Annotated in this window: 16 protein-coding genes; 11 read left to right on the top strand and 5 right to left on the bottom strand. The window is 61.5% G+C overall.

Going from position 1 to position 17,878, the window contains the following annotated elements; all coding sequences use genetic code 11:
* Nucleotides 1-37 precede the first annotated feature (37 nt).
* The gene (locus ACVZUB_RS26390; protein WP_482627896.1) at nt 38-2,404 is read left to right on the top strand and encodes an arylsulfatase; all 2,367 of its coding nucleotides are present in this window, start codon (nt 38-40) and stop codon (nt 2,402-2,404) included.
* Nucleotides 2,405-2,451: 47 nt separating this feature from the next.
* Nucleotides 2,452-2,589, top strand: a complete 138-nt coding sequence (locus tag ACVZUB_RS26385) for a hypothetical protein (protein ID WP_153211511.1) — start codon at nt 2,452-2,454, stop codon at nt 2,587-2,589.
* An 8-nt stretch (nt 2,590-2,597) separates the two neighbouring features.
* On the opposite strand, the gene ACVZUB_RS26380 is transcribed toward ACVZUB_RS26385, so the two are convergent.
* The 3 genes from ACVZUB_RS26380 to ACVZUB_RS26370 all read right to left on the bottom strand — a co-directional run bounded on the left by ACVZUB_RS26380 (nt 2,598) and on the right by ACVZUB_RS26370 (nt 6,388).
* Nucleotides 2,598-4,253 (bottom strand): FAD-binding dehydrogenase, encoded by a 1,656-nt coding sequence (locus ACVZUB_RS26380; protein ID WP_019745556.1) that lies wholly within the window; start codon nt 4,251-4,253, stop codon nt 2,598-2,600.
* Nucleotides 4,250-4,915, bottom strand: coding sequence for a TetR/AcrR family transcriptional regulator (locus ACVZUB_RS26375; RefSeq protein ID WP_003939987.1), 666 nt, complete (start codon nt 4,913-4,915; stop codon nt 4,250-4,252). The genes ACVZUB_RS26380 and ACVZUB_RS26375 overlap by 4 nt, the downstream gene beginning before the upstream one ends.
* Nucleotides 4,916-5,056: 141 nt before the next feature.
* Nucleotides 5,057-6,388, bottom strand: a complete 1,332-nt coding sequence (locus ACVZUB_RS26370; protein WP_075834521.1) for an MFS transporter — start codon at nt 6,386-6,388, stop codon at nt 5,057-5,059.
* Between the two features lie 157 nt (nt 6,389-6,545).
* On the opposite strand from ACVZUB_RS26370, the gene ACVZUB_RS26365 reads away from it, so the two are divergent.
* From ACVZUB_RS26365 to ACVZUB_RS26355, 3 genes are all read left to right on the top strand, one after another.
* Nucleotides 6,546-7,709 carry an LLM class flavin-dependent oxidoreductase gene (locus ACVZUB_RS26365; RefSeq protein WP_482627895.1) on the top strand — a complete coding sequence of 388 codons (1,164 nt, stop codon included), beginning with the start codon at nt 6,546-6,548 and terminating at the stop codon, nt 7,707-7,709.
* 149 nt (nt 7,710-7,858) lie between these two features.
* Nucleotides 7,859-8,395 carry a hypothetical protein gene (locus ACVZUB_RS26360; protein ID WP_007729952.1) on the top strand — a complete coding sequence of 179 codons (537 nt, stop codon included), beginning with the start codon at nt 7,859-7,861 and terminating at the stop codon, nt 8,393-8,395.
* An 87-nt stretch (nt 8,396-8,482) separates the two neighbouring features.
* Entirely contained in the window at nt 8,483-9,115 is a 633-nt protein-coding gene (locus ACVZUB_RS26355) for a hypothetical protein (RefSeq protein ID WP_075834517.1), read from the top strand.
* Between the two features lie 10 nt (nt 9,116-9,125).
* Here ACVZUB_RS26355 and ACVZUB_RS26350 read toward each other — a convergent pair whose 3' ends face one another.
* A complete protein-coding gene (locus tag ACVZUB_RS26350) occupies nt 9,126-9,641 on the bottom strand; it encodes a CGNR zinc finger domain-containing protein (RefSeq protein WP_003940315.1) in 516 nt (171 codons plus the stop codon).
* 25 nt (nt 9,642-9,666) lie between these two features.
* On the opposite strand from ACVZUB_RS26350, the gene ACVZUB_RS26345 reads away from it, so the two are divergent.
* From ACVZUB_RS26345 to ACVZUB_RS26330, 4 genes are all read left to right on the top strand, one after another.
* Entirely contained in the window at nt 9,667-9,858 is a 192-nt protein-coding gene (locus ACVZUB_RS26345; protein WP_039973125.1) for a hypothetical protein, read from the top strand.
* A 103-nt stretch (nt 9,859-9,961) separates the two neighbouring features.
* Nucleotides 9,962-11,569, top strand: a complete 1,608-nt coding sequence (locus tag ACVZUB_RS26340) for an AMP-binding protein (RefSeq protein WP_482627894.1) — start codon at nt 9,962-9,964, stop codon at nt 11,567-11,569.
* A 127-nt stretch (nt 11,570-11,696) separates the two neighbouring features.
* Nucleotides 11,697-11,981: a hypothetical protein gene (locus ACVZUB_RS26335; RefSeq protein WP_003939785.1), complete on the top strand. Its 285-nt coding sequence runs from the start codon at nt 11,697-11,699 to the stop codon at nt 11,979-11,981.
* A 38-nt stretch (nt 11,982-12,019) separates the two neighbouring features.
* Nucleotides 12,020-12,751, top strand: a complete 732-nt coding sequence (locus ACVZUB_RS26330; RefSeq protein ID WP_054188440.1) for a hypothetical protein — start codon at nt 12,020-12,022, stop codon at nt 12,749-12,751.
* A gap of 14 nt (nt 12,752-12,765) precedes the next feature.
* Here ACVZUB_RS26330 and ACVZUB_RS26325 read toward each other — a convergent pair whose 3' ends face one another.
* Nucleotides 12,766-14,721: an ABC1 kinase family protein gene (locus tag ACVZUB_RS26325; RefSeq protein ID WP_482627893.1), complete on the bottom strand. Its 1,956-nt coding sequence runs from the start codon at nt 14,719-14,721 to the stop codon at nt 12,766-12,768.
* 350 nt (nt 14,722-15,071) lie between these two features.
* Between ACVZUB_RS26325 and ACVZUB_RS26320 the strand changes: the two genes are divergently transcribed.
* The gene (locus ACVZUB_RS26320) at nt 15,072-16,400 is read left to right on the top strand and encodes a hypothetical protein (protein ID WP_139799808.1); all 1,329 of its coding nucleotides are present in this window, start codon (nt 15,072-15,074) and stop codon (nt 16,398-16,400) included.
* A gap of 106 nt (nt 16,401-16,506) precedes the next feature.
* Nucleotides 16,507-17,532 (top strand): hypothetical protein, encoded by a 1,026-nt coding sequence (locus tag ACVZUB_RS26315; protein WP_054827031.1) that lies wholly within the window; start codon nt 16,507-16,509, stop codon nt 17,530-17,532.
* Nucleotides 17,533-17,878 lie beyond the last annotated feature (346 nt).

The raw sequence follows: 17,878 nt of genomic DNA, 5'->3' as shown, positions 1-17,878 counted from the left end.
TTGAAAGAGCCATGTGAGAGACAGAAGGCGAGACGTCATGACGGATCCGACAGACCAGAGCCGCGCCGTACTACCGATTCCGGATCGACAACATCTTGGTCTGGTGACGTACGACGCGAAGGATCCGGACACCGAGTTTCCGCCGATCACTCCGCTACTACCGCCGGCCGGCGCACCCAATGTTCTGGTGGTCCTGTTGGACGACGTGGGATATGGCGCGAGCAGTGCCTTCGGAGGACCAGCGGACACACCGACTGCTGAGCGATTGCAAAGTAATGGGCTCACGTACACGCGGTTTCACACGACGGCACTGTGTGCTCCGACCCGCGCCGCTCTTCTGAGCGGGCGCAACCATCATTCGGTCGGCATGGGATCGATCACCGAAACCGCTACCTCGGCTCCTGGTCTTTCCGGCCTGCGGCCGAATACCAAAGCCGCACTGCCGATGACGTTGAAACTCAACGGATACTCGACGGCGCAGTTCGGCAAGTGTCACGAGGTTCCGCCGTGGCAAACATCCCCGGTGGGACCGTTCACGTCGTGGCCGACGGGAGAAGGCGGATTCGAGCATTTCTACGGATTCATCGGCGGGGAGAACAACCAGTATTACCCGGCGCTGTACGAGGGCGTCGCGCCTGTCGAGCCGGACAAGACACCGGAGGAGGGTTACCACCTCACTGAGGACCTTGCCGATCACGCGATCGACTGGGTTCGGATGCAGAAGTCATTGGCTCCGGACAAGCCGTTCTTCGTCTACTTTGCACCCGGCGCCACACATGCACCGCACCATGTTCCGAAGGAGTGGGCCGACAAGTACGAGGGCCGGTTCGCAGGAGGTTGGGACGCTCAACGCGAATCGATTCTCGAGCAGCAGAAGCAGCGGGGGGTCGTTCCCGCGGATGCGGTCCTCACCCCGCGTCCCGAGGTCATCCCGGCGTGGGAGGACATGAGTGAGGAGATGAAGCCCGTCCTCGAACGCCAAATGGAAGTCTATGCAGGATTTCTCGAACACACCGATTTCCATGTCGGCCGGCTTGTCGATGCGATCGAAGAACTCGGAGCTCTCGACAACACTCTCGTGTACTACATCATCGGAGACAACGGAGCATCCGCAGAGGGGACGATCAACGGCGCTTTCAACGAGATGGCCAACTTCAACGGACTCGCCGCCATCGAAACACCCGAGTTCATGGCGGAAGTGAAAGACAAATTCGGTACCAAGGACGCATACAACCACTATTCCGTGGGGTGGGCGTGGGCAATGTGTACGCCGTATCAGTGGACGAAACAGGTTGCGTCACACTGGGGTGGCACCCGTAACGGGACGATCGTGCACTGGCCTGCAGGGATTCGGACCAAGGGGGAGACGCGGTCGCAGTTCACCCACGTCATCGACGTTGCACCGACGATCCTCGAGGTCGCGAAACTACCGGAACCGACCTTTGTCAACGGCGTCCAGCAATCACCCATCGAGGGGACCAGCATGGTCTACACCTTCGACGACGCCGAAGTCGCCGAACGTCACGATCTGCAGTACTTCGAGATGGCCGGCAACCGTGGAATCTATTACAAGGGTTGGAGTGCGGTCACCAGGCACAGCACTCCGTGGCTGTTCGCGGAGGCACTCCCCGCACTCGACGACGACGTGTGGGAGCTCTACGACGGGTCTCAGGATTGGACGCAGTCCAAAGACTTGTCGGCTGAGATACCGGAGAAACTCGCTGCACTGCAACGCTTGTGGTTGATCGAAGCGGTCAAGTACAACGTGCTTCCGATCGACGACCGAAGATTCGAGAGGTTCAACCCTCACATCGCGGGGCGTCCGCAGTTGGTGTCCGGGAACCGACAGGTTCTGTTTCCCGGAATGAAACGGCTGAGCGAGCACAGCGTGCTGAGTATCAAGAACCGATCGTTCAGTGTCACAGCAACAGTCGACGTCGCGGATGGCATTACTGCCAACGGTGTGATGATCGCGCAGGGAGGCAGATTTGGTGGCTGGGCACTTTACACGCGGGAAGGCCGCGCCAAATTCGTCTACAACCTATTGGGCATGACCGAGTTCGTCATCGGTTCCGACGTTGACATTCCGGCAGGGTCACACCAGATCAGAGCTGAGTTCACCTACGACGGAGGTGGTCTCGCGAGAGGCGGTGGGGTCACGATCTATCACGACGGTCGCGAAGTGGGCTCAGGTCGCGTCGAGCAGACGCAACCGATGGTCTTCTCCGCGGACGAGACCACCGACATCGGGGATGACTACGGCATGCCTGTCAGTGTTGATTACAGTGGCGCAACCACATTCAACGCACGTATCGACGTCGTGCAGATCGATGTCGGTGACGACGACCATACCCACCTCATCGATCCGGAGGAGGTGGCGCGAGTGGCGGTGTCCAGACAGTGATTCCACAGGCAAGAGCAGCAGTCACAATCTCCTGAGGGAGGGTCGCAATGCCGACCGTCATCCGAACTGTTCACGATCTGGTCCGCCACGCGCGCGGGCCGACGCACCATCACCACCATCAATCCGTGCACGAGGCGCGGCGAATGCGTGCCCACCACATTCTGGTCACGCATTCGCTCGCCTGATTTCGGGGCTACAGGTCGCGCGCCAATGCTCGTCCGGCTGCGCGGCCCGAGAAGATGCAGCCGCCGAGGAAGGTCCCCTCGAGTGCGCTGTAACCGTGGACGCCGCCGCCGCCGAAGCCCGCGACTTCACCGGCTGCGTACAGGCCGTCGAAGACACTGCCGTCGGCCTTGATGACCTGCGAATCCAGGTTGGTTTCCAAGCCGCCGAGGGTCTTGCGTGTGAGTAGGTGCAACCGGACCGCGATCAGTGGGCCGTTCTTGGGGTCCAGGATCTTGTGCGGTGCAACGACGCGCACGATCTTGTCTGCCAACAGATTACGGGCACCGTGGATGGCGGTGACCTGGAAGTCCTTGCTGTACTTGTTGTCGACTTCGCGGTCGCGGGCGATCATCTCGCGTTCGATGTCCTCGTAGTCGAGGAGCGGTTCGTCGGTGAGGGCGTTCATGCCGTCGACCAGATCGCGAAGGTTGTTGCGCACCACGAAGTCCGCGCCCTTCTGCTTGAACGCCTCGACCGGTCCCGGCGCGCCCTTCTTGATTCGTTCGAGGAGGAGCTTGAAGTCGCGGTTGGTGAAGTCAGGGTTCTGTTCCGATCCCGAGAGTGCGAACTCCTTCTCGATGATCTTCTGGTCGAGGATGAACCACGTGTACTCGTGGCCGCTGTCGAGGATGTACTTGAAAGTTCCCATCGTGTCGAAGCCGGGGAAGTTGGGGACCGGCAGACGCTTGCCGGTGGCGTCGAACCACATCGAGGACGGTCCGGGGATGATTCGGATTCCGTGGTTGGGCCAGATGGGATTCCAGTTCTGGATGCCTTCGGTGTAGTGCCACATGCGGTCGCGGTTGACGATGTTTCCGCCCGCGGATTCGGTGATTTCGAGCATGCGCCCGTCGACGTGCGCCGGTACTCCCGTCAGCATGTGCTTGGGTGCCTTGCCGAGTCGCTCGGGCCAGTTCTTCTTCACCAGTTCGTAGTTGCCGCCGATTCCACCGGAGGTGACCACGACGGCCTGTGCGGCGAACTCGAATTCGCCGATGGGGGTGCGCGAGCTCTTCACGCCGCGCAGATCACTGGAAGGTTCGAGGACGGTTCCGCGTACACCAGTGACCGCACCATCGGTGACGACGAGTTGATCGACTTGGTGGCGGTGCTTGAACGTGACCAGTCCACGCTTCTGAGCGGCGATCACTTTGGTCAGAAAGACATCGACGACGCCAGGTCCGGTGCCCCAGGTGAGGTGGAAGCGCGGTACCGAATTGCCGTGTCCAAGAGCCATTCCGCGGCCACGTTCGGCCCAGCCGACATTCGGCATCAGGCGAAGCCCCAGATCGTGCAGGTACTGACGCTTGTCGCCGGCCGCGAACTCGACGTACGCCTTGGCCCACTGGCGAGGCCAGTGATCTTCGCGCTCACGGTCGAATCCCGCTGTGCCCATCCAGTCCTGCATCGCCAACTCGAGGGAGTCCTTGATGCCGAGTCGGCGTTGTTCGGGGCTGTTCACGAGGAAGAGTCCGCCGAGAGACCAAAATGCCTGCGCGCCGAGGTTGGCAGCGTTCTCCTGTTCCACGACAAGGACTTTGCGGCCCGCGCGCGTCAGTTCGTAGGTGGCGACCAGTCCCGCCAGCCCTGCCCCGACAACGATGACGTCAGCTTGTTCGCTCACGACAACTCCTCTTCCGATTGGTTGTTCTGGATTATTTCGCTGTAGGACAGCAGAATTCGAGTGAAGATATCGCGGCGCAGTGCAAAGGCGGCGTTGGTGTCGGTATCGACGAGGCACTGCACGCTGGTGCCGTCGTGCACTGCAACCAATGCCCGTCCCAACGCCGTCGGGTCGCCGACGATTGTTCGCCCGACGTCGCTGAGTGCGGACTCCACGATGGGCAACAGGGTGCGAAGGATCGCGTCTTCACGGTCGGCAAGGGCTTTGCGAAGTGCCGGGTTGCGGAGCGCGTGGGCTGTGAATTCCGCGTTGATCCGGTACCACTGCGGGTCGACCGGAACCACCGCCACGATCCGGGCGACAGCGGCATGGATGTCGACGGTGTTACCGGCGGTGATCGACTCCGTCGCCAACCGCAGATCGGCGAGCATTGCTGCGGATCGCTGCTCCCACATCGCGAAGAACAATTCGTCGAGTGAATCGAAGTTGGAGTAGAACGCGCCTCGGGAGTATCCGGCGCGTTCGCAGATCTGCTCGACCGTGGCGTGCCCGAACCCGGCTTCGGAGAAGACATCTGCAGCCGCGTCGAGCAGGCGCTGCCGGGTCTGACCACGGCGTTTGGTGACACGCTTGGCCGGCGAGTTGTCCGTTCCAGTCGTCATCGGCGCCTCCGTCAGGGTGGGACCCCAAACGATACACCGATGTATCCGATGCGTAGGCGTATCTCGATCTGTTCTTCTTCGCAGGTATTTCTATGGGTATCTAGTAAATGTCCAAGAGAAGTGAATATTCAGGTGTGATCGCTACAGATGCAGATCACGCTTCCTGATCGCCGCAGTGGCGACGACGCTGATCGCCGAGGTGGCCACCAGATATCCGCATGCCAGCCAGGGCGGACCGCCACTGGCGCCGATCAGTGCCGTCAGAATCAGAGGTGTGACGCCGGAGGCGTAGATACCCGAGAACTGGTAAACGACCGACAACCCGGTGTACCGGATTTCTGTGGGGTAGAGGCTCGCATACAGCGTTCCCTGGGCGCCGTAGAACAAGGCATGAATCACTCCGAAGACCACGACCATCGCGACTCCGAAGAGCAGGAGATTCTCGGTACCGAACAGTGCGAAGGCGGGGAAGATCGCGAGGCCGTACGCGGCGATGCCCACGATGTAGACCCGTTGCGGGCCGAACCGATCAGCGAGTGAACCGGAAAACGGCAGCAAGATCGCCATCACTACTGCGGCCACGGTGACCACAAGAAGTACCGGAACCTTTTCGAAATGCAGAGTCTTGGTTGCATACGTGATTGCAAAGACGCCCCAGGTGTTGAACGCGGCGCCCTCGCCCCAGCGAGACAGCATGCCCAGTAAGGTGTTTCGCGCGACTCTTCCTTGAAAGACTTCCCTGAGCGGGGCGGATGAGCGCTGTTCGAGGTCGCGAACGGCCTGAAATGCCGGCGTCTCGTCGACCTTCAAACGGACCACCAACCCCACGATCACGAGTACCAAGCTCAGAACAAAGGCTATGCGCCAGCCGAAACGGAGAAACTGTTCGTCGTCGAAGACCGTTTGAAGTAGTGCGAACATTCCTGTGCCCAAAGCCAAGCCGAGAGCCAGTCCGATCTGCGGGATGCTGCCGAACAGCCCGCGCTTCTTCTCCGGACTGTGTTCGACCGCCAGAAGAACGGCTCCGGCCCACTCACCACCGAGAGCAAATCCCTGCAGGATACGAAGCAGCAGAAGCAGAATCGGTGCAACGACCCCGATTTGAGCTGCGGTCGGAAGGACGCCCATGAGCGCCGTCGCGATACCCATGATGAACATCGTGAGGGCAAGCGTTTTCTTGCGCCCGATGCGATCGCCGATGTGACCGAACACCACTCCGCCGATGGGGCGAACGAGAAAGCCGACCGCGAAGGTCGCAAAAGAAAGCATGGTCCCGACAAAGGAACTCTGGTTGGGGAAGAACAGTTGGTTGAAGACGAGGCTCGCGGCCGTCGCATAGAGGAAGAAGTCGTACCACTCGACCGTCGTGCCGAGCAGGCTCGCGGCGACGACGGTTCTCAGTCTGGATCGCCGCTCGTCGTCGGTCTCGTTCGAGAACGGTGAATTGTGCTCGACTTCGGCAAACGTGGTCATCGGAGCCCCCGGGTCGCGGTGCAAATTCACGAAGGTATCGCCGGAGCCGAAAGTGGGCACCCGTAGCGATCAGGGTGATTTCAACCCTGTTCTTCGAGGTGGACTGTGGTTGTAATGACAGAAGAGTTCTGCCTGTTCGTCGACGAAAGGAATCACCGTGTCACTGCGCTTCCACTGGTTCTTGCCTACTTACGGTGATTCCCGGAATCTGATGGCGGGTGGGCACGGCAGCTCGATGTCCGGTGATCGTCCGGCGACGCTGAAATACCTCAATCAGATCGGCGCGGCCGCCGAGACGAACGGCTTCGAGGCCGTCCTCACGCCGACCGGCGCGTGGTGCGAAGACGCATGGCTGACGACAGCGATGATGCTCGAGACCACCGAGACGCTCAAGTTTCTGGTTGCTCTGCGACCGGGATTGCTCAGCCCGACGCTGGCCGCCCAGATGGCCGCAACCTTCCAATGGCAGTCGGGCGGTCGTCTGCTGCTCAACGTCGTGACCGGCGGGGAGGACCACGAGCAGCGCACGTTCGGTGACTTCCTCGACAAGAACCAACGGTACGCACGATGCGGCGAGTTCCTCGACGTGATCCGCCAGTTGTGGTCCGGTAACGGTCCGGTTGATTTCTCCGGCGAGTACGTCAACGTGGAAAAGGCTACGCTGCAGCGTATTCCGGATCCGGTACCGCCCATCTTCTTCGGCGGATCGTCGCCGGCGGCCGGAACCGTCGCATCGCGTTACGCGGATACGTATCTCACGTGGGGTGAGACGCCGTCCGCTGTTGCCGCCAAGATCGCCTGGATCCGCGACCTCGCGGAAGTCCAAGGTCGTCACCTCGACTACGGAATCCGTCTGCATGTCATCAGCCGGGACACCTCGGAACAGGCATGGGCAGAAGCGGATCGGCTGCTCAGTGCGCTCGATCCGGCGACCGTCGAGCAGACTCAGGCGAGTCTTGCGCGATCCGGCTCCGAAGGTCAGCGTCGAATGCTCGAATTGCACGGCGGCGGTTCGGCTTACAAGGAGGGCGTCGGAGCGAGGTCGCTGGAGATTGCGCCGAACCTGTGGACCGGCGTCGGATTGGTGCGAGGGGGTGCAGGCACCGCATTGGTAGGTTCGCACCAAGAAGTGGCTGATCGGATTGCCGAGTACGCGGCGATCGGCCTGGATCACTTTGTATTGTCGGGCTATCCCCATCTCGAAGAGGCGTATCAGTTCGGTGAGGGTGTGCGTCCGATCCTCGAAAAGCGTGGATTGGTAGCACCGCACGGTTCGGTCGGCGGACCGGTGCGGACGCCCTTCGTCTCCAGTGGGAACTGAGTCGAAAGCAAGCTCTTCGAGAAGGGGACGTTTGTCCCGATCTTTCGGGCACGGCCTCCCTCCGGGACTATTCACGCAATTCGGTCAGTAGATCCGTTCTAGGCTGCGCACTGTTGCCGAACTCAAGGCGCAGTACGAAAGGATCCTCGATGAAGCTGGGCACGAGTGGAGTACGTCGCGTCGTGGGAACCGTGGCAGTCGCCGCTGCAACCGCGGCAGGCGTCGCGATGGTCAATCCTGCAACTGCGTCGGCCGAGGTGGTCCCGCCGGTCGTCTCGTACAAGGTGACCGGAAACGATCTGGCACTGACGATCACGAACAACAACACGGGCATTGCCCCGTTGTGCCAGGCGTTTGTCGTCAACGCCGCGGATTCTGCTGCTGTGCTTGATGATCCGCTCAAGCTGCTCGATCCGAACCTTGTGGTGTACCCCAAGATCACCGACCCGTCCTCACTGTTCGCCGTCGGTAAGGGGCAGACGGTCACCAACACCGTGACCGATGTTCCGGACGGAACCTACGCCGTGCTCGGTGCCTGCTCCGATCTTCTCGATCTGGAGACGTTGGGTAAGCCTGTTCCTGGCGTGCCGAGCCTCGTTGTCATCGGTGGACCGTTCAGCGGCATCAATACCGGAAGCCTGAGCGACCTGTTCGGCAGCGGCAGCCTCGAAGGACTTTTCGGGTAGCTCACCGTCTGTCTCCCCAATTTTCCGACTGAGCGGTCTATTCTTCAGGCATCTGGTGATCTGACCGACTTGCCTGGAGGTTCGGAAATGCGAAGTCGTGGATTCAAACGCGTTCTCGGAAGCATTGTCGCGGCGTCGGCCGCCGTCGTGGGACTTGTTGTCATGACTCCGGCGACGGCGTCCGCAGCACCGGCGATTCTCCCGCCTCCGATGTCGGTGAGCGCAGCGGACAATGCGATCACCTTCACCATCACCAACCCGAACCCGCGGTTCAGCTTCATCAACTGCACAGTGGCGATCCTCAACGCCAGAGATGTCCCCGACGTGATTCGTGATCCGGCAAAGCTGCTCCAGCCCGGCGTGTTGGTGTATCCGACCGTCAGCAACATCCTCGATCTGTTTGCTGTTTCGCCTGGGCAGACGATCACGCGGACCGTCGGCAATCTGCCGGCCGGGGTGTACGCCGTTGCGGGAGCGTGCGTTCGACTGCTCGATCCGACCAACCCCACTATCGCGATTCCGCAGGCCGTTGTGGTCGGCGGCTGGTTCGAGGGCGCCGGAACCGGAAGTCTCTCAGGTTCTTTGGAGGACCTGGGATATATCACGGTCCAGGACTTGATCGACGCGTGGAATCGAATCAGCTCGGGAAGCAGCGGCGGCAGCTTCCAGTTCGACTACCAAGGTGGCTCGGATTTCGAGGTAGTGGGTCCCACGTCGTAGTCGGTCCGGCTCACTTGCGCGCGCGGTGGCGTCGCACCGCGTCGCGATTCGCACACGTGGGGGAGCAGTACCGCTGATTGCCGTTGCGTGAGGTGTCCGCATAGATGTTGGTGCACTCGTCCAGGGTGCACCGACCTAATCTGTGCATTCCGCGGCCGACGAGGTGCAGCGCCGTGCCTACCGAGAAGAGGGCCTTGAGGACCTCGGCGAGCGACTGTTGCGGATCGCGGTAGTGCAGATGCCACCCGTCGTTTGCATGGTTGGTCATGCGCGGATACGCCGACGCTTGCTCGAGCATGACGTTCACCAACTCGGCGCGGGCTGCCTCCTCCGTGACGTCGACGATTTTCGACCACTCGATCAGAAGGTCGAGGGTCTCGTCGAGGTCCTTCTCGGCGATGGGGAAATCGAGAATGATGCCTGCATCGACGCAGCGTTCGACGAGTTCGGCCAAGGTCTCGGGATTTCGATTGGCCAGGTCGGCGGCCAGCGTCACCGCATATTCGCCGTAAGGGTTGAGATGCACAATGCCATTACATCATGCTCGTCGTATGAAGAAAACAGATTTCGCGCCGATAAGTTGCATCCACCGCTGGGAGATCGAATCTCGGCATCGGACCAGCGAGGGGACGGTCACCTACCTGCGCTGCCATTGCGGGTCGTGGCAGACCTTGCTCGCCGAATGGGTGTCGGGCGGTGCGGGCTCGGCCGTCGCTGCGCCGATCAAGGTCAGGTCCAGGTAATGGTCAGCTAATCGCTCCGTTTTGCCTCGGGTGACATGGAACGTGTTCTAGATTCAGGGTTGTATGCCTCGGTATCGCGGCGCAGACTCTGAAAGGGAAGACGATGCAGTTCAACCTCGCTGATGTATTCGAAACCGTCGCCAGCTCGGTGCCTGATCGCGTCGCCTTGACTTACGAGGGAGAGAACTTCTCCTACGCTGAGCTGGACGCGGAAGCCAACCGAACGGCCAACCTGCTCGCGCAAGCCGGCATCTCGCGCGGCGATCATGTAGCCCTGTTCCTGAAGAACAGCGTCGAACATGTCACGTCGATCCTCGGGTTGATCAAGATCCGTGCGGTCCCGATCAACGTGAACTACCGGTACACGCCCGCCGAGCTCGAGTACATCTTCACCAACTCCGACTCGGTCGCAGTGGTCGTGGAACTCCCCGAGCATCAGCGTGTCCTTGCTTCCCTTTTCGGTGCATGCCCGAAGGTGAAGACGGTGATCGTGATCGGCGAGGTCGAGGCCGAACTGGTCGCTGCCGCGAAAGCGCGTGAAGTGTCGGTGGTTTCCTTCGACGACGCTCGCGAGATGTCACCGGTAGGGGAGTTCGATTCTCGTTCGGGCGACGACGTGTACCTGCTCTACACCGGCGGGACGACCGGATACCCGAAGGGTGTCACGTGGCGTCACGACGACTTCTTCCGTAAGCCGCTCTCCGGCGGAAATCCGTACGGCGAGGAAGCTCGACAGGACCTCGCCGAGATAGCCAGCGCTGCAAAGGAATTTCCGGAACTCTCGTTCCTCATTGCCGCCCCCCTCATGCACGGCGCAGCGTTGTATTCGCTGTTCACGTTCCTCACCCTCGGCGCGCGCGTGGTTCTACGACGAGAATTCGTTGCGGAGAAGGTCGTCGAAGCGATCGAGAAGGATTCGGTACAGGTGATCTTGATCGTCGGTGACGGCATGGGACTGCCGTTGGTCGACGAGATGGAACGACGCAAAGACGAGGTCGATTTCAGCACCCTGTTCTCGATCACCTCGGGTGGTGCGATCTGGTCCACCAGCGTTCGGGATCGCATGCTGGCGGTGAAGCCGGACCTGCTGTTGCGCGACAACTTCGGAGCCTCGGAGTCCGGTAACGACGGCGCCTTCTCCATCGACGAGGCGGGGAATCTGCGAATGCCGCCCTCGCCGAACATGATCCTGGTCGACGAGCGGCTCGAAGAGATCCCCGCCGGCTCCGACGACGTGGGCTACATCGCGCGTATCGGAAACGTCCCGCTCGGGTACTACAAGGATGAAGAGAAGACCGCCCGCACGTTCCCGACCCGCGCTGACGGCACCCGTCTTTCGGTGCTCGGCGACATGGGCAAGGTCGAAGCGGACGGCACGATTGTCTTCCTGGGTCGCGGCTCGCAGTGCATCAACACCGGTGGCGAGAAGGTCTTCGCCGAAGAGGTCGAGGCCGCCCTTCACGCGCATCCGGCAATATCGGACGCACTCGTTGTCCCCGCGCCCGACCCGCGCATGGGGCAGCAGGTCGCAGCGGTGATCGCGACCTACCCCGGATCCGACGAGTTGACTCTCGAAGCGGTACAGGAACATTGCCGCAAGACGTTGGCCGGCTACAAGGTGCCGCGCACGATCGTGCTGGTCGATGAAGTCAAGCGAACCCCGGCTGGTAAGGCGGACTACCGCTGGGCGACGACACTGGCATCGACCTAGCAACGTGGAATGGGCGACGACGACCTTTCACACGGATTTCACCACGACATAAGAGACATACCGGAAAGATGGTGCAGAGTAAGTCGTTCGCGCCTTGCGTCGTCACTCCACGAAAGGGCCTTGTCTCATGCTCATCATCGGAATACTCCTGTTCGGGATCGTCATCGGAGCGGGAGCCCAGCTGATTCTGGGGAAAACGACCGCACGAGTGGACTGGACCTTCGCGTTCATCGCGGGAATCGGTGGTTCGCTGGTCGGCGGATTGCTCGTGAGTTTGATTGCAGGCGACGGATTATCATTGCGCCCGAGCGGCATCCTCGGGTCCCTTGCCGGCGCTGTCATCATCACCGCGGGGTGGCAGTGGTACCGCGGGAGGAACGCAACTACAACTACGCGTCCGTCTGATCGCTGATTTCCACAGTTCCGTCAGGGGACGGAGAGCGTCGACATATGACCGAACTACTCGATGAAGTCCTCACCGCACATGGCGGAGTCGAACGTTGGCAGTCTGTTTCAGCGATCACGGCACGGGGACGTTTGGGCGGTCTGCTGCCTCAGCGCTTCCCCGGCAACAAGCTGGCGAAGTTCACGGTCGAGGTTGAAGTCGCCGAGCAACGCACTGTCCTCCAAGACTTTCCGCGTGTCGGCGAGTGCGCTGTGTTCGACAAGGGCGTCGTGCGGATCGAAACTCGTGACGGCGAAGAACTCGGGAGTCGAACCGACCCACGTCCAGAGTTTTTCGGGTTGAGTGGAGTCCGGCGCAACCTCCACTGGGACGCGCTCGACACCGCTTACTTTGCCGGCTACGCCTTTTGGAACTATCTGAACGCACCGCTGCTGCTCGCCCGCGACGACATCACTGTCACCGAAGCCGAACCTTGGCAGGAATCCGGGCAGCAATGGCGACGACTACAAGCAACGTTCGCGCCGGCGATCGATACCCATTGCCGGCAGCAGACCTTCTATGTCGACAACGGTGGCCTCATCCGCCGTCACGACTTCGTCGCCGAACCGGTAGGCAGCTGGGCGAAAGCTGCTCTCTACTGCGACCAGCATCGCGAGTTCGACGGTCTCACCTTTCCCACTCGACGACGTGTGCTCCCGAGAGGCCCAGGCGGCCGCGTTCCCTCGCGGCCGACGCTCCTGGCGCTCGACTTCGACGACATCGAGATCAAGCGATGAACATCAGTTACTGGTTACCGGTTGTCGAGTGTGAACAAACGGAACACGGTCCGCATGCACAGAACGACGCCGACGAAGCCCAGTACCGCACTCACGAGTGCATAGCCCGACAGCTGAGGTGTGAGTTGTGGTCCGCCAGGTACGAACAGAAGGATCGCCGCGACAATCAGCGCGGTCACCCCCGCCGCCATACCCAGGGCGTTGTTCGCCGACCGTCGTAGCCATCGCCTGTCGTCGGGGTGTGCGACCGAGCGAGTGCGAAGTGTGAAGCTTCCCGACGCGATCGAGGTCGCGATCTGATCGAGCTGACCAGGCAGGCGCCTGACCACCGCGGTTGTGACCGCCGTCGTCGACAGGATTGCCTGCGCTGCTGCAGTCGGGCTGGCGACATGGGTCAACAGTCGGGGTACTTCGGCCCGAACAGCAGCGACGAGGTCGATCTGCGGATCCAGGAGCCGCAGGGCGCGCTCCAAGGACGCGAGCGAACGGAAAGCGGCGGCGACGTCTCCCGGCACTCCGATTCGGTGTTCGCGAAGCACAGTGAACATTCGCGCGAACGATGCCATGGAAACATTGGGTTGGACACTGAGCAGGGTGATCTCTCGGCCCACCTGGTGACGTAGTGCTCCGCGATCAACTTCGGGCGGCACGTCGAATGCCATCAGCATCGCGTCGACTGTCGCCACCGGATCACCTGCGAGGGCAGCGTTGAGGAGCACGGCGAACAAGATCCGTGTCTCGCCGTCCAGAACCCCTACTGCGCCGAAGTCGAGGAGCCCGACCCGGCCGTCATCGAGGATCATGATGTTGCCGGGGTGCAGGTCCGCGTGAAACACGCCGTGGACAAAGATCCCGTCGAGCAACGACGCAAGAAGTTCGTTGGCGATGCTGCTGCGGGTGTCGCGGTCGAGGCCGGTGAGCGCCGACTCACCGTCGGAGAGCGGTGTGCCGTGAAGACGTTCCATCACGAGCACCCGTCCGCTACTGAGGTTGGGGTAGATGTGCGGAACGACGATATCCGGGCGGTTCGACATGGTGGAAGCAATCGCGCCGGTATTCGCTGCTTCGGTGCGGTAGTCGAGTTCCTCGAGCAGTGACGTGACGAGGCCCCCGGCGAGTCGGTGAACGCCGATATCGCGTGCCCAGGGAAAACGGGTCTCCGCGCGGGATGACACGCGAAGGAAGATATCGCAATCCACGCTCACTTGTGCGCTCGCCTCGGGCCGTTGAACCTTCACCACAACGTCGACGCCTTCAACGGTGCGCGCGGAATGTACCTGTGCGACAGAGGCGGCGGCGAACGGCTCCACATCGAACCATGCGAACACCGACTCTGGTGCGTCGCCGAGTTCCGATGCCAGTAGCTCCGCAATGCGGACTGGATCAGCCGGTCGTGCCGAACTTTGCAGAGACGAGAGAGTGCGAGCCAACTCGGGTGGTATGAGGTCGTCTCGCGTGCCGAGGATCTGTCCCAGCTTGACGAAAGTGACACCGCACCGGTTGATTACTTCCACCAGCGCGTCCCCGAACTGAGGCGCTGATGGCCCAGCACGGAGAGCGGGCCCGCCTCCCGCTCGCACGACGATGCCCATGATCTGGACGTATCGCTTGGTTCGTCGCCACGATTTGCGGCTGCGCTGCAATGCTTCTGGCGGTCCGGGGATGGACCCTGTTGGAAGGACAACTTCGAGGAAAACCAATGCGGCCAGGCATGCTGCGAACACCCAGAGCGCGACAACTCCGAAGAATATGAGCGCTGTTCCTACGCTCACCAGAAGTTGATCGTCCTGGCTGGCAATTCCTGCAAGTGTTGCGACGTATCCCGACAGTGGAACCCCCACCGAGAGTGCTATCACCGCGACCGCAAGGGTTCGCGGCCATCCGACTCTCGTCCCCAGCGTTCGTCGCATCACGCCCGCCAGTGCTGCTGCAAGAAATGGCGTCGTGACGATCCAGACCATCAAGTCCATTGCGATAGCGTACGGGTTTGCAATCTGCGATTCATCCAGGAAAACCCTGAGCCCACCCCGACTGACGGGTAACAAAGTCCGACAGTGCCCAAGCGTCGAACGTGCTCGGGCACTTTGGAGTTCATTCGCTCCGATGTCGACCCGTCCTGATCGAACGTCCAAAAAGAAGATAGTGCACCGCAGCAAAGAAACAATCACAGCGCACGGTGCGCTCAACCCTCGATCGCAGTGGATTATCGTCGAGGAGTTGCGCGATCGGCAGCCCTGAAATCGAACCAGTCGGGCGACCGTTGCGGTACACGATGCGGTTTCGCTGGTACCGTCGATGTCATGACTCTGCAGAAAGGCGCATGAGCGCCCACCTCCGGCGTAGGTTCCTGCGCCCTCGATATGTCTTCTTCGCCGCTGCTCACCTGTGGGTGGTCGACGAGCGTCAACCCGTTGCGGCACTGATTGATCCGCACACAGAATCGTTGGCGGGGTTGGTGGCGTGGACCGATCTTCCTCCGACCCCTCCGGGATTCGGCCCAGCACAGATCTCTGCCGACGAGTCCGGTTTGTGGATACAGAATCACCGCGACGGCCCTTTGGTTCACGTCGGTACCGACGGCATCGACCGGTCCGAATACACCGAAGGGCACCATCTGATCGGCGCGGGACGCGCCGGCGCCTGGTGTATGACGACTACACGCAGGCACAACGACATCTCACCCTCGCCGGATATTCCGCCACGGACGCTGAGGCGCAAACCGGCGCTGCTGGTGACCAAGCCGGGTGGTGGGATGCGTCTGGTCGAAGTGGATGCCGCGGCGATCGTGTCGGCCGAGTTCGACGAATCCTCGCTCTATCTCGGTGTCGAGCACGATCCGTGGGAACGGGTGCCGCGCGTGGACGGCACGGGAGGAAAGCGGGCCGGGTTCGAGTTGCGTTACAGCTCATCGGTATTGCAGATACCTCTGCATGATCCGGCCCCGCTGCGCATCGACCGCAACACCTACCTGTGCGCGGAAAATCGGCAGGTCGGGTACGCCAGCGAGTATGCGGATGTGTCGTACAACGAAAACCATCGCCGCAAGCGCGCATTCGATGGCAACGTGCGCTGGTACTGGGGCAAAGACCCCATTGCGCGTGGCGCCACAACTGTACGGGCCTACCGTGGTGAGGTTCCGTCGCCGGTGACGACTTTGATGCTGCCCGGGATGGATGTCGCCCACGGGGTCGCAGGGGCCAGGAGGCTGTGGTTGGTCGCGAGGACCGCTACCCGTCCTGCCGGCGGTCGGTCGGTACTTTCCACCGGGGTCGATGGCGGCATCCATTCGCTGATCACCGGCGGCATCGACATCACCGATCGGTGCTGGCCTGTCGGGCCTGAGCCACTCGATCATCACGGGTACGTGCAGTACTGCCTGCGCGGTCTCGACCGAATGCGGTTCTCGGACAAAGTCGATCAGGTGAGCGCCACGTACGTCGGCCACTGGCCGAGCGGCCGGATCCATGTCCGATTCCGGCATCGTGACTACCCGGGACTGATGTTGACAGCTCGGCTGAATCTGTACGACGAGCTTGGTGTTCGTCTCGACAATCTCCTGTCCTACGCCTCGGCAGAGTTGAGGGAACAAGCCGACACCCGCGCCTACCCCGCGGCTTCCGAAGCGATCGCGGGAGTCCTGCATGTCTGAGCTGAGCGGCGCAGGCGATCGGGCCGGAAAGCTCACCGAAACCAGGGGGAGGCGCGTTGACCTAGGCCGCAGACGACCGATACCCGAATGCATAACGGAGGCAGTGATGACCGAATGGGTGCAGATGTTGGTGACCTTGGCCGACGGACCGCGGCAACCGGTCCACGGGGTCGTGGTCCCGTACCGCAATTCCGACGAACCGTTTCACTATTACTTCGGCAGCTACGGTGAAGAACCTGTGTTTCTTCCCGTTCGCCTCCCCGGCGTGCATCTGTATCGGTGGGGGCGCCGATCGAGGATCGAGTCACTCGACGGGCAGGTGATGTTCGTCAGCGACGGCACCACCGCTTGGGACTTCACCGCCGACCCAGACCAACCGCGCTGCACCGAACTCCATCACGTGCACTCGCCCGGCGCGGGCCGATACCTTGCGATCACCCCGCGCGTTGAGCATTGGGTCGGCAACGATCATTCACGCCCGACAGGGCCGGTGACAGACGTCGAGTTCCTCGGCCGTCGATGCTGGTCGGTGGATCTCGCCCCACGCGAGAGCCGGAATCTGCCGAAGCCGTCGCTGCGGCTTGTCGTCGACGCCGAAACCGGTGCGGTACTTGCCCAACACTCCGGCGACGGTATCGACGGCGCCGCATACACCGACCTCAGAGTGGGGGAGCACCTCGAACTCTCCCTGTTCACCTGGGACGGTCCGGTCACCACCGATGCAGAATCGAGGAGCCTCACCGGTCGCGGCGGGCCACCAGTAACGCCGGCGCAGGAGTCGATGAGCTGGTTTCATGAGGAGATCGCCGCCGAACCCATCAGGGTGCCCATGCTGACGGACCTGACCCCACGCTTCGTTCACTCGATCGAACCCGAAACCGGCGCATTCGCCGCAGAACTCGGTGATAAAGCGGGATGGATCGCCCGGAGGCCACGATCGAACCAGCCGTGGAAAACCAAGACTTACGGATATCAGATCGCCTGGTCTACAGAAGATTTCGACTGGGTCTGCCAGATTCACCACGGAACACTCGACACCGCCGGGATCGAGTCCCTACAGCAGCAACTACACCCCGGCCTATCGGTAGTGGGCACGCCTGAACTTGTATTCGGCGGTTCGAACGGCGACTGAGACTGAGGGCGATAGGCACTCTTCAAGGAGAACGGGCATCTGGCAGCGTCATCGAACATGGCCGGAAACTTGCTGCACTGCCCACCGCGGCGACGAACGCACCTCCGCCGGTCCCGGTGTTCGACAACGATTCGGTGTGGATCGGCCCTGATTCAGTGTGAATTGTGATGGTGCCGAACGGTATACCCTTGATCGCTGCGCGAACGATTGCCGATTCACCATTGGTGGTCAACTTGCAGCCAATCTGCGCGCACTGTTTGTCAGCGGTTGCCGCCAGTGACAGTTCGATTGCGGGTGCCGCATCGGAGCTTTGCAAAGTCTCGACTGCCGTCAAAAATGCCGGGGA

The sequence above is a fragment of the Rhodococcus sp. OS5 genome, from assembly GCF_056837585.1.
Note: the sequence above shows the minus strand (reverse complement) of the source record. Positions and strands in the feature narration are given on the sequence as shown.